This window comes from Agrobacterium sp. P15N1-A (genome assembly GCF_044626815.1).
Lineage (GTDB): Bacteria > Pseudomonadota > Alphaproteobacteria > Rhizobiales > Rhizobiaceae > Agrobacterium > Agrobacterium leguminum.
Genome location: NZ_JBIUPF010000002.1, coordinates 635,591 through 647,353 on the forward strand (window position 1 = coordinate 635,591; position 11,763 = coordinate 647,353).

General features: G+C 60.1%; 13 protein-coding genes and 1 pseudogene. 6 read left to right on the top strand and 8 right to left on the bottom strand.

The window, feature by feature from the left end; all coding sequences use genetic code 11:
* Together uppG and uppI are read right to left on the bottom strand one after the other, a co-directional pair.
* Entirely contained in the window at nucleotides 1-1,080 is a 1,080-nt protein-coding gene (uppG, locus tag ACIK7D_RS11045; protein WP_164865525.1) for a polysaccharide biosynthesis glycosyltransferase UppG, read from the bottom strand.
* A gap of 2 nt (nucleotides 1,081-1,082) precedes the next feature.
* A complete protein-coding gene (gene uppI / locus ACIK7D_RS11050; RefSeq protein ID WP_400156292.1) occupies nucleotides 1,083-2,156 on the bottom strand; it encodes a polysaccharide biosynthesis UDP-hexose transferase UppI in 1,074 nt (357 codons plus the stop codon).
* 177 nt (nucleotides 2,157-2,333) lie between these two features.
* Between uppI and uppH the strand changes: the two genes are divergently transcribed.
* Both uppH and uppJ read left to right on the top strand, forming a co-directional pair.
* Complete coding sequence (gene uppH / locus ACIK7D_RS11055; RefSeq protein WP_400156293.1) at nucleotides 2,334-3,245, top strand: polysaccharide biosynthesis endo-1,4-beta-xylanase UppH; 912 nt, start codon at nucleotides 2,334-2,336, stop codon at nucleotides 3,243-3,245.
* Nucleotides 3,246-3,253: 8 nt separating this feature from the next.
* Nucleotides 3,254-4,198: a polysaccharide biosynthesis UDP-hexose transferase UppJ gene (uppJ, locus tag ACIK7D_RS11060; RefSeq protein ID WP_127757929.1), complete on the top strand. Its 945-nt coding sequence runs from the start codon at nucleotides 3,254-3,256 to the stop codon at nucleotides 4,196-4,198.
* Nucleotides 4,199-4,215: 17 nt separating this feature from the next.
* Here the strand turns inward: uppJ and ACIK7D_RS11065 are convergent, their stop codons facing one another.
* Together ACIK7D_RS11065 and uppL are read right to left on the bottom strand one after the other, a co-directional pair.
* Nucleotides 4,216-4,464 carry a hypothetical protein gene (locus tag ACIK7D_RS11065; RefSeq protein WP_003520570.1) on the bottom strand — a complete coding sequence of 83 codons (249 nt, stop codon included), beginning with the start codon at nucleotides 4,462-4,464 and terminating at the stop codon, nucleotides 4,216-4,218.
* Nucleotides 4,465-4,654: 190 nt separating this feature from the next.
* Nucleotides 4,655-5,455 carry a polysaccharide biosynthesis UDP-hexose transferase UppL gene (uppL, locus tag ACIK7D_RS11070; protein WP_400156394.1) on the bottom strand — a complete coding sequence of 267 codons (801 nt, stop codon included), beginning with the start codon at nucleotides 5,453-5,455 and terminating at the stop codon, nucleotides 4,655-4,657.
* A 245-nt stretch (nucleotides 5,456-5,700) separates the two neighbouring features.
* On the opposite strand from uppL, the gene ACIK7D_RS11075 reads away from it, so the two are divergent.
* Entirely contained in the window at nucleotides 5,701-5,910 is a 210-nt protein-coding gene (locus ACIK7D_RS11075; RefSeq protein ID WP_003509414.1) for a hypothetical protein, read from the top strand.
* A gap of 22 nt (nucleotides 5,911-5,932) precedes the next feature.
* Here the strand turns inward: ACIK7D_RS11075 and uppM are convergent, their stop codons facing one another.
* A complete protein-coding gene (gene uppM, locus ACIK7D_RS11080) occupies nucleotides 5,933-7,555 on the bottom strand; it encodes a polysaccharide biosynthesis protein UppM (RefSeq protein ID WP_164865515.1) in 1,623 nt (540 codons plus the stop codon).
* Nucleotides 7,556-7,812: 257 nt separating this feature from the next.
* On the opposite strand from uppM, the gene uppO reads away from it, so the two are divergent.
* From uppO to ACIK7D_RS11095, 3 genes are all read left to right on the top strand, one after another.
* A complete protein-coding gene (uppO, locus tag ACIK7D_RS11085; protein ID WP_400156294.1) occupies nucleotides 7,813-9,228 on the top strand; it encodes a polysaccharide biosynthesis phosphomannomutase UppO in 1,416 nt (471 codons plus the stop codon).
* 131 nt (nucleotides 9,229-9,359) lie between these two features.
* On the top strand, nucleotides 9,360-9,761 hold the full coding sequence (locus ACIK7D_RS11090) for a group II truncated hemoglobin (RefSeq protein WP_400156295.1): 402 nt from the start codon (nucleotides 9,360-9,362) through the stop codon (nucleotides 9,759-9,761).
* Nucleotides 9,758-10,153 carry a DUF423 domain-containing protein gene (locus ACIK7D_RS11095; RefSeq protein WP_059754444.1) on the top strand — a complete coding sequence of 132 codons (396 nt, stop codon included), beginning with the start codon at nucleotides 9,758-9,760 and terminating at the stop codon, nucleotides 10,151-10,153. The genes ACIK7D_RS11090 and ACIK7D_RS11095 overlap by 4 nt, the downstream gene beginning before the upstream one ends.
* Before the next feature lie 9 nt (nucleotides 10,154-10,162).
* On the opposite strand, the gene ACIK7D_RS11100 is transcribed toward ACIK7D_RS11095, so the two are convergent.
* The 3 genes and pseudogenes from ACIK7D_RS11100 to rutR form a co-directional block, all read right to left on the bottom strand.
* Nucleotides 10,163-10,450 (bottom strand): hypothetical protein, encoded by a 288-nt coding sequence (locus ACIK7D_RS11100; RefSeq protein WP_400156296.1) that lies wholly within the window; start codon nucleotides 10,448-10,450, stop codon nucleotides 10,163-10,165.
* Nucleotides 10,431-10,754: pseudogene (locus ACIK7D_RS11105) on the bottom strand (DUF2325 domain-containing protein); the annotation flags it as partial. The gene ACIK7D_RS11100 and the pseudogene ACIK7D_RS11105, both read right to left, overlap by 20 nt.
* Nucleotides 10,755-11,008: 254 nt before the next feature.
* Nucleotides 11,009-11,650 carry an HTH-type transcriptional regulator RutR gene (gene rutR, locus ACIK7D_RS11110; protein ID WP_003520582.1) on the bottom strand — a complete coding sequence of 214 codons (642 nt, stop codon included), beginning with the start codon at nucleotides 11,648-11,650 and terminating at the stop codon, nucleotides 11,009-11,011.
* Nucleotides 11,651-11,763: the final 113 nt, after the last annotated feature.

Consider the following 11,763-nt stretch of genomic DNA (forward strand, 5'->3'; position numbering starts at 1 on the left):
TCAAGCCTTGCTGAACCGCCCGACATTGGCCGAGATGAGATGGCGCAGCGCTTTCGCATAACGTTTGGAGCGCGTCTTGGCCGCCAGCGCGCTGGTCCAGTCCACCATCGATCCGTTGATGTCGAAATCGCCGAGCTGGCCTTCCGGAATATCGCCCTTTTCGATGCGCTCGACGATGGAGGCGAGCGCCGCATAAAATTCCGGCGAGCGATAGGGCGGATGCAGTGAATACATGCCCTTGCCCGTGCCGAGAAAATCGAGGCGATAAACACCCGTGCGCATCATGTTCGTGCTCAGCACCTCTTCCGCAGGCATCGACACCGGCTGCTGGTTATAGGCATAGGAGCGGATGCGCCGTTTGACATCGGGCCTGAGCAGTTCCAGCGAGCCGATGCGTTTCGCAAAACGTTCCATGTCGATCATGAAAAGCCGGGTGGACACGGTGGCGAAACGCCAGGTGGGAATGCGCGACGGCAGCTTGCGCGGCGCAGGTATGTTCTTCACGCCGGGCATGCCGACATGGCGGGAAATATCCAGATCGCCGCGCACCGTCGGCGGCCCGGAAAAGGGCGTGATGCACAGCGCATCCGGATTGGCCTTCTGCAGCGCGATGGCCTCGCCGAACCAGCTCTGGCTGCCGCCGCCGAACATCATATCGCTGTCCATATGCAGCACATAACGGGCATTGGCGCGTTTCAGCCCGTAGAAATAGACATGGAAAGGCCCGCCATCGAAAGCCTTGGCGGGATAGGGGATCGGCGAGCGGGGAAAGAAGGTTTCCGTCACGGCGCTGCGCGCCGCATCGCTGTAATCGACGATATCCACATGCAGATGCGGATAATTGGTCTGCATTTCCTCCAGCATGTCGAAGAGACGCTGGCGCGCCGCATCGAAACCATTGCCCTTGTAGCGGCCGGCCCCCACCTGGCCCGTATCGACCGTGAGCAGAATGCGGTCCACCTGTCCGCCCCAGACCCTGAGCTGATGCGGCAGGGTCAGGGCCGCATGCGGGGCGTCGAAGGGGTGCAGGTTGATTTGCAGCGCCTTTTGCACGGGAGGAAGCGGCATTTCAGCATTCATAGTCATGCACCACGGTTCCGGAATTCATTGATGATGGCCATCATGGGTTTTTCGTTGAAACTCCAGTCCAGCGGCAGCGGCCGGTTGGCAGTGCCGTCCCGGCGCGGATAGGCCCAGCGGATCCAGCTATATTGATCCGAGATGCCCCATGTGGTGATGGAGGAAAGCGCGCCGCCCGCGGAAGCCGCCTCCAGAAACTCGCGGACCTGGCCGTTGATCAGCATATCGCGTTCGGCCTCTGGCGCGGGCAGCGTCTGGTCCATCACATCCAGCTCCGTTACCAGAACGGCAAGACCGTAACTGCGCATTTCCGCCGTGAAGGCGGCAAGCTCGTCCTTGGCGATCGGCCAGCCGCCGCGCAAATGCCCCTGCAGGCCGACGGCGTTGATCGGCGCGCCCTTCTCCAGCAGTTCGAGAATGAGATCGCGAAAGGCCGCGCGCTTGGCCGGCGATTTCTCGGCGGCGAATTCCACATCATATTCGTTGAGCACGAGCTGCGCCTTCGGATCGACCGCATGGGCGATCTCGAAAGCTTTCTTGATGGCATCCGGCCCGGCGCCGTAATACCAGGCATCGCGCCGCGCGCGCACATTGCCCGGCACGTCGGGGATCGGCTCATTGACCACGTCCCAGCTGTGGATCACGTCCTTATAACGCTCCATCACCGTGACGATATGGGTCTCCATCAGCTTCTCGACCTTCACGCCGCCGCCGATGCTCGCAAGCCAGGGCGCGTTGGAGGCATACCAGATCAGCGGATGGCCGTGCATGGAAAGCTTGTGCTGACGGGCGAAATTGGCGATTGCATCGGCGGCGGCGAAATCGAACACCTCCGCCGAAGGCCGCAGGACCTCCCATTTCATTTCGGTAACGGGGGTGATGCGCGAGCAATATTTCACCACCGCCTCGCCAATGCGGCTATCGGCGGTGAGATCCGGCAGGTAAACGGCCGCGCCGTAAGGGGCGGTTTTGCTCGCCGCTTTCCTCTGCGCGGCGGCAAAGGCCGGGCCGGCCACGGCATGCAGCAGGCCAGCGCTTGCCGCACCACCCATGAAATTCCGCCGCCCGATCCGCATGCACCCGCCTCCGCAACCTTTATTCCCAAAACATAACATTCCGATCATAGGAAAAGGATATTAAAGATTTGCAAGGTTAACCGACGTTATACCACGTCATAATTGGCCAGACCCGCTTAATGCGGTAGTAACTTCGCTGTGCGAATTCTTGGCCCACGCCGCATGGAGTTTGAAGTCTTGGTTTCCGTTTCGATTGTCATTCCCGTTCGCAATGGCGAGCGTTACATCGTCGAAGCGATCGAAAGCGTGTTGCTGCAGGGCGAGACGATCGGCGAAGTGCTGGTGGTCGATGACGGCTCCACCGACACCACCGCACAAAAGGTGGAAGGTTTTTCCGACCCTCGCGTCAAATTGCTTGCCCGGCCGCAGGGAAGGCAGGGTGTTTCCGCCGTGCGCAATTTCGGCCTGTCGCAGGCGCGCGGCGAATGGACGATGTTTCTCGATGCCGACGATCGCCTGAAACCGGGCGCCATCGCGGCCCTTTGCGCCGGCATCTCCGGGCCGGATGTCGTCGCCGTCTATGGCGATTACGAGCGCATCGATGAAAATGGCGTCAAGATCGGCCGGCGCAACCTCATTCGCCGCCGGGAAAAACCCGATGGTTTCATTCTCCAGCCGCTGCTTGGCGGCAACTTCATCGTCAATGGCGGCATCATGCTGGTCAGAACCCGCATCTTTCAGGAATTCGGCGGTTTCGACGAGACTTTGCGTTATGCCGAAGACTGGTATGGCTGGTGCAGGCTGGCCGCCGCCGGCCGTTTCGTCCATCTGCCCGGCTGCCACGTGCTGGATTACCGGGTGCACAGGACGAGCGTGATGATGAACCGGCTTTTGACCTTCCGGGATTGCGAACCGGCAATCGAGGCCGTGTTTTCCGACCCGGCCATCGTCGCTGCCGTTTCGCCGCCGGAGCTGCGACGGCTTCGCCGTCGATCCGAAAACCATATGAATGCCTATACCGTGGCGCAGGCCTTCCGCGCCCGCCGCTACCGCGAGGCCTTTTCGGCGCTGGCCGATACTTTCCTCAATCGCCCGCGCCAGAGCCTCAGGGCCGTCGTTTTTTCCGCCGCAGCGCTTGCCGGAATTTAGGAGTTTCCATGTCCGAGATCATGCCGGAAGCGGTGGTGTGCATTCCGAGTTTCCGCCGGCCGGAAGGCCTGAAAAAGACGCTTCGGTCACTCGCAGCCCAGAAGGTCGATTTTCCCTTCGCCATCGTCGTGGTCGATAATGACGGCGCGGGCCAGGCGGGTCTTGCGGTCGCGCGCGCCTTTTTCGCCGAAAGCGGCATGGCCGGAGAGGCATTGGTCGAACCCACGCAGGGCAATTGTTACGCCATCAACACGGCCTTCCGCACCGCCCGGCAAAGCTATGCTTCGGCTGAGTGGTTTCTGATGATCGATGACGACGAGGCCGCCTCCCCCGTCTGGCTTGCCGAAATGGTTTCGGCGGCGAAATCCTTCGGCGTCGATATCGTCGGCGGACCGGTCAACCGGGAATTCGACGCACCGGCTTCGAAGGCGGTTCTCTCGCATCCGCTGTTCGGCTCCATCGAAGCGCCGACCGGCCCCGTCGAGCAAATCCACGGATCGGGCAATTGCCTGATCTCACGGCGGGTTTTCGAGACGCTGGCGAAACCGGAATTCGACGTGCGCTTCAATTTCCTCGGCGGCGGCGACATGGATTTCTTCACCCGCTGCCGCAAGGCCGGTTTCAAATTCGCCTGGAATGCGCAAGCCCTCATCATCGAATATGTGCCGGAAAACCGCATGGCGCCGCGCTGGATCATGGAGCGCTCGCTCCGAACCGGCATCATCAATTACAGCATCGACCGTGCCCGACGCCCCGGCCTGAAAGGCGGGCTGCTGCTTGCCGCCAAAAACGCCGTCAGCCTGTGCCTGTCTCTTGTCCGCGCCGTTTCCGCCTTCGTGAAAACCGGAACCCTGCTGCCAGCCACGCATCCGCCGCTGATGTCCATCGGCCGCGTGATGGCGAGCCTCGGCATTACGCTCACGCCCTACAAGGCGCCGGCGAAGAAGACCTGAAGCAGGATAGATTCGGCTCAGCTGAGGGTTTTTTGCCTGCCGAGCGAGATCGTATTCGTGAACCGTTTCTGGAAACCGAACGACGACAAGGCCGTCGCAAGGACGAGGAGCGGCACGAGCACCGGCCAGAAGAAACAAAGGACAATGCCGGTGACGCGATAAAAATCCCAGTCCTTGTCGCGGCGGGCGCCTTCGATATAGGTCATGGCGAGAGAGGTAACGGTGCCAATTCCATATATAAAAAGAGAAATGGACGTAATCACCATCGGTGGCCTCAATAAATCTATGATTCGAATAAATTTGTAATATTGATGCAGTGTAGCGCAGATGTTCGCAGTTGCAACGGATTTCAGCGACGCAGCGCATCCATTCAATAAGTTAGGAGAATCTTATATTGTCGGGCGGGAGGCGCACGGGAGTTTTATTCTTCGCGCCGCAGCAGCTTGTCGCGATGATCTAGCGGCCTTGTCCCGAAGCCCCGAAGCGATACTTCAGCAGCGAATATATGGCGATAGGATTGGTCAGCAGGTAACGTTTTCCAAGCCGCTTCGGCTCGAGCATGGCCCGGTAAAGCCATTCCAGCCCCATATCCTGCATCCATTGCGGCGCCCGGCTGTTCTTGCCGGCGAGAAAATCGAAAAGGCCGCCGCAGGTCTTGATCACGGCGATGCCGGAAAGCCTGTCCAGATTGCGCGAGACGAAACGTTGCTCCAGCGGTATGCCGAAACCAACCCAGAGAATATCCGTCCCAGATGCCGCGATATCGGCGAGGATCGCCTCTTCCTCGGCCCGGCTGAAATAACCGTTGCGCCGCCCCGCAAATATAAGGCGCGGATAAAGCCTCTGCATTTCTTCGACCGCCGCACGGTTCACCTCTTCGGAGCCGCCGAGGAAATAGAACCGGCTGCCCGTCTCTTCGGCGCGCTTCGCAACCGCATGAACGAGATCCGTCGTCGCAACCCGTTCTCTCAACGCCTTCGGGCAGAATTTGCGGGAAAAGATCACCAGCGACATGCCATCGGCATGAATCTGGTCCGCCTGCCGCAGCATGGCGTCGAATTCCCGGTCGTGATGGCAGAGCGCGATGACCTGACCGTTTGCCGATGTCGAATAAAACGGTCTTGCGCCGGCCGCACGCGCCGTCGTCGCGCGCAGGATGAAATCCCGCGCCGTTTCGTCGATGGTTGCGTCGGTAATGGGCAACGCCGCAAGCGGAACAACCGGCCAGACCTGACCAGTCTCCTCCGCATCCGGCATCTCTCTCCCTGTCATAATCTGTCCGGTGTCCAAGATAGGCATCGTTTCATTGTTATATTCACGCTTATGCTTAGGGTATAAGGTTTCAAACACTACGAAGAACTATCATTAATATTTTTATAAATCCCCGTATGCGGCAGGCATTTTACACGCCTGAAGGTTGTGCGCCACATTTTCCGCCTATTCCGGTTTTCCAGCCGATGGGTTAAGGGACGCGGAAACCAAACCACGGAAGGGCTCCGGCCATGGAAACAATCTCGATCGACAATCGCGGCGATTTCGGCCTCTGGGCGATAGAACGGGCGAAAGAAATCGTCGCCAACGAGGCGTCCGATCTTGCCATTTCGGTTCGCGACGGCGACGAGGCGGGCATTCGCGATGCCGGCAATGCGCTGGGCGCTGCCATCGCCGCCGCCCTGCTCGAAGTTTATGACGGTCTGATTTCGGAAGAATAAGGCGGCACGCAGCCGCCTTGTCTTACCGCGCCGCGACATCCGCGTGATCGTCCCGGCGAAGATAACCCCAGAGGCCAAGCGCCACGGCAATTGCCAGACCAAGGAACAGGCCGCCCATGCCGCCGGCAATCAGGAAGGTCAGCTTGCCCGGCGGCCAGCTTCTGGAATTGGGCGCAACCGGCTGCGAAATCACCCGTACATTGGTGGAATCGATCGACTGCTGTTCGGCCAGCTGGCGCGAGCGAGTGAGATAAGTCTCATAGATCGCCGCCGCCGAGCGGGCGTCACGATCGAGATCGCGCAGCCGCACCTGCGCCTCATTGTCGGTAAAGACATTGGCGCGTTCCGCCACCGCTTTCAGCCGCAGGGCATCGAGTGAGGAGCGCGCCTCCGCGACATTGATCTTTGCCGCTTGAAGGATACGCCGCGCCTCATCCGCCATTCCCTGTTCCAGCATCGCCCGCTCCGCACCCGCGGTCGCAAGACGCGGATGGCGCGCGCCATAGGTCAGCGTCATCGCACCGATCTGCTGTTGCAGCGTGCTGTATTGCGCGCGGATCGTATTCATCGTCTGGCTGTCGAATATGGCGTCGCTCTGGGTGCGGTTCTGTGCAATCGCCGCCTCCATCTGCTTGAGGCGCGATTCTTCCTGAATGAGGCGCTGCTGGGTCGCAAGCACCTGAGCGTTCAGCTCACCGGAAGCCAGATTGCTGACGAGCTGGCCGTTATTTTCCTGCAGGCCGTTCTCGCGGCGGAAATCGGCCACGCGCTTTTCGGCGGCGGTCACATTCTCGCGCATTTCCTCGAGCCGCTTCCTGAGATCGTCAACGACACGCTGACTGCTGTCGGAGTTTGTCTGGAACAGTTCGCTTTCGAAAGCCTTCACGATGGCCTTCGACACCGTCACGGATTTTTCCGCATCATTGGTCCAGACCGAAAGCGTCACGACAAAGGAGCGCGGATCGCGTTCCGCCGCCACCCGATCGCCGAGCGAACGAAGAGCGCCGACCCGGTTGTCGTCATCTTCCGGTTTCGATGAGAACATCGCCTTCAGCCGCGCGAGCGGCGGCGGGCTGATGAATTCAGGGTCCTGATCGAGCTTCAGCTCGTCCACCACCCGCGCCAGCACGTTGCGCGAGGTGATGGTGCGCAGCTTGCTTTCCACCTCGAGAATTTGCGTGTCGCGCTGCTGGTTGGGCGAAAACACTCCGTCATTGACGACATTCAGGTTGGAGGGATTGACGACGATATCCGTATAGGCCTTGTAGCGCGGCGGCGTCATATAGGCGTAGGTCAGCGCGCCGGCGACGCAGAGAACGATTGCCAGCACGATCCAGACGATGCCTTTGCGAAGCCAGAGGATGACGTCATCCACACCGATCCTGTCGAGATGTTTCAGGCCCGGCAGCGCAGCCGCCAGACTGCCGCTCGGCGAAGCCGCCTTCACCGGAGTCTCGGCCGCAGCCGGCTCGGCGACAGTCTTCGCCGGTTTCGGCTCCAGATGCTCCTTCAGCACCGTGCGCTCGAAAACCTCGTCCTCATCCACCAGATCGTCCAGCAGGGAACCATGGGTTCTCGCGGCAGGCGCCGTTTTTTCATCGAGCGGACGTGCCTGCTTATGTCCCGCCTTTTGAAGCCTGTACATCAGCCAATCCAACTCGAACGAACCACAAAAAGGCCGGCAACAGAGGGTTCCCATCGTCGCCAGAGCCGCTATCGACGGACAAGTTTAAATATGACGGGTGAATTTTAGGTTACCCGCATCAGTCCCACCATCATCGCCTATTCGCGGCCACGTTGAAAGGGATGATTGACTCGAATGGATCGATACGGTTCTTTCAACCGTTATATTTTTGCATTATCCATTTGACCCTCAAAGACTTTATCGAAACGGAGTTTGGAATGAGCCTGAAATTTGGAACGAGCGGCCTTCGTGGCCTCTCCGTCGATCTGAAAGGAAAAGCCTCGGCCGTCTATGCCACGGCATTTGCAAGGCACCTTCTCACATCGGGCCAGGCAAAGGCGGGCGATCCCATTCTCGTCGGCCGCGATTTCCGCGATTCGAGCCCGGATGTTTCCGCCACCTGTATCGCCGCGCTCAAAAAAGCCGGCCTGACCCCGTTCGATTGCGGCACCGTGCCGACACCGGCGCTGGCGCTTTACGGCCTGTCGCTGAAGGCCGGCGCGCTGATGATCACCGGTTCGCATATCCCGGCCGACCGCAACGGCATCAAGTTCTACCGCCCGGACGGCGAAATCGACAAGCAGGACGAGACGGCGATTGCCGCTCTTGCCGCCGAAATCGAAGCGGAAGGCATCAGCGACGAGGCGGGCACGGCGGAGGACCATTCCGCCACCGCAGCCGAACTTTTCTACGAGCGCAACATTGCGCTGCTGCCGGAAAAGGCGCTATCCGGCCTCAAGATCGGCGTTTACCAGCACAGCACGGTAGCGCGCGATCTCTTTGTCGACGTGCTCGCCCATTATGGTGCGAATGTCGTTCCGCTCGGCCGCTCCAAAACCTTCATCCCTGTCGATACCGAAGCGGTCTCGCCGGAAACGCTGGCCCTTCTCAAGAAATGGTCGCCGGAGCACGGTCTCGACGCCATCGTTTCCGCCGATGGCGACGGCGACCGTCCCCTGCTGACCGATGAAAACGGCGTGCCGCTGCGCGGCGACCTCATCGGCCTGATCACCGCCAATTTCCTCGGCGCCGGCGTGGTCGTCACCCCCGTCACCTCCAATTCCGGCATCGAGGCGAGCGGTTCGTTCGATGTCGTCCGCACCAAAGTCGGCTCTCCCTTCGTGATCGCGGGCATGGCTGAGGCGCTCGCCGCCGGCAAGAACGGTGTCATGGGCTTCGAGGCCAATGGCGGGCTGCTGACGGCGTCTGCCTTCACACTTAACGGCCGGGCGCTTTCGCCGCTGCCGACGCGTGACAGCTTCCTGCCGGTTCTCGCCGTGCTGCTTCTCTCGGCAGAACAGAAAAAGCCGCTGTCGCAGATCGCCGCCACCTATAACCTGCCGGTCGCCGCCGCCGACCGCCTGGAAAATTTCGCGCAGGAAAAGAGCGCCGCCCTGATGACGCATCTGCGCGCCTCGCGCAGCAATCTCGAGGCCTTCCTCGCACCGGTCGGCACCGTGAAGGCGCTGAGCGACATCGACGGCCTGCGCGTGGCGCTCACCGATGGCAGCACCATCCATTTCCGCCCTTCCGGCAATGCTCCCGAAATGCGCTGCTACGTCGAAGCCGCCAATCAGGATGAGGCCGAAACGCTTCTGAACAAGGGGCTCGATCTCATCCGTAATTTTGGGTGACGTTTTGCGCGATGCCGGGCTCAGGCCCGGCATCGTCCCGAGACTGTCGCAAATGTCGCACCCCGCCCGTGCCCTGTTGCTCTTCCGGCTCCATGGAGCGATAAGGACCGGAGGGCCACGAGAGGCGGATTATGAGCGGCGAGACCATTAGCCTTTATGAAGCGATAGGTGGCGATGCGACCGTCAGGGCGCTGACCCGGCGCTTCTACGAATTGATGGATACCCTGCCGGAAGCGGCGCGCTGCCGCGCCATCCATCCCGCCGATCTTTCCGGCAGCGAGGCGAAGTTTTACGATTATCTGACGGGATATCTTGGCGGACCGCCCGTTTATGTCGAGAAACACGGCCATCCGATGTTGCGGCGGCGTCATTTCGTCGCCCCCATCGGCCCCGCCGAGCGGGATGAATGGCTGCTCTGCTTCCGCCGCGCCATGGACGAGACCATCGAAAATCCGAAGCTTCGCGAGATCATCTGGACGCCGGTCGAGCGACTGGCCTTTCACATGCAGAACCAGGAGGCGGACAGCCAATGACCACGCAGAGCGCGACCATCGCAAGCCTGCCCCGCGACAGATTGCGGGCCTTCATTCTGTTGCTGGGTGGCCTTCTGGGTGCTGCGGGCGTCATGCTAGCTGCCGCCGCCACCCACACCGGCGAAACCTATATGCTCGGCAATGCCTCGGCCATGGCGCTGGCGCATGCGCCGGTGCTGGTGGCGCTCCATATCGGCGCGGATCGCATCAGAACCGCAATTCCGGCAGGCCTGATCCTCGGCCTCGGCACGGCGATCTTTGTCGGCGATCTCGTCACCCGGCATTTTTCCGGCCACAGCCTGTTTCCCTACGCCGCACCCACGGGCGGCCTCGGCATGATCGCCGGATGGCTGGTACTGTGCGCGGGAGCGTTTCTGAAGCCGAAGGGTTAGGCTTTAGCCCTAACGCCGCTTCCAGCGAAACGAGAGGATATTGCGGCCCTCTTCGGCCGCCGCGCCAATCTCGAAGGACGGTGTTTCACCCGGCTGGCGGGTGCGCAGATGGGGAAAGGTCACCACATTGCCGCCGCTTCTGGCAAGGCGGTTGCGTCTTTCGCGTTCACCGATGATTTCATAAATATCCGTCAGGGCCGGATCGGCAGCCTGCTCGGCCATCTTGTGCAGTTCCACGCGGCAGGCTTCTGCTACCGCGGGCTCTTCATCGTGGAAATTACTGCGCTCGTCGTTCATCGCTGGAGGTCCGTTCATTCATGGTCTGCAGCGCCCGCTCCAGACTGGATTTGCTGCCGTTGCGCAGCGGAATGAACGTCTTGCCGAATTTCTTGCAACCGGACTTCACCCGCAGACACGCATCGTGGCTGATACAGTCGATCGGGCAAAAAACGCAGTCGACGGAGGGAAGCACGGTATCGATGCGGGAGACGGCTTCACGCAGGCCGCCATCGTGATGAATGAGCTCCGCGCCGAAATTGCTGGCGATCTGACGAAGATGCGCAACCTGACAGTCACGGCCGCCGACATAAAGAAAGCTTTTCGGACCGGAAAGCTGCTGTTCGGCCACATCCCGCTCGGTCTGGGGAGCGCCCTTGCCCTGCTTGCCGCCGCGTTCGGCCTTCTTCTTTTCCTTACGTGCCATTCCCTCACCTGCCGGTTGATTTTTCAATGCCCCGGACGTTCGGGATGCCGGCACCATAATAAAGATGAGTTTTGGAGTAAAGTATAAAGGTGATAATTTTCCTCATGTTTTGACATAAAGAATCGATCACATATTCGAGAGAATGGTTCCGTTCAGCCGTTTATCCGCAATCCGCCCATGAAAAGCTGCTCCAGATGCCGGGCCGCATCCTCAAAACGGCCCTCGCCGCCATTCTTCTCGCCCAGCACCGCCCGCACCTGCACATCGAAATCCGCATAATGCTGGGTGGTCGACCAGATGGAAAAAATAAGATGATAGGGATCGCATTTGGCCATCCGCCCGGCCTTCACCCAGGCGCGGATGACCTCGGCCTTTTCATCCACCAGTTGTTTCAGCGGCCCCTTCAGCTCATCTTCGATATGCGGCGCGCCCTGCAGGATCTCATTGGCGAACAGGCGGCTTTCACGCGGGAAATCGCGAGACATTTCCAGCTTGCGACGAATATAGGAGCGAATCTCGCTTTCAGGATTGCCCTCGGCATCGAAAGCGCGCAGCGGGTCAAGCCATGTGTCCAGCACCCGCTCGATCAGCGCGCGATGCATCGCCTCCTTGGTGCGGAAATAATAAAGCACGTTCGGTTTCGACATGCCGGCCGCCTCGGCGATCTGATCGATGGTGGAGCCGCGAAACCCGTTTGTGGAAAAAACACTGAGCGCGGCTTCAAGAATCGCTTCCTGCTTTTCTTCCTGAATGCGGGTCCGCTTCTGTGTTTTCGCTGCGCGCGGTATGGCCATTCTCAGCTCTCTGTTTCTTTTCCATGCAATTGCCGTTACAGTATGCTTAAAAAATAATCTACGCGTACAGTTTAGGCAAAATTACTGCGATTCGTCACGAAAATCCCTTGCTG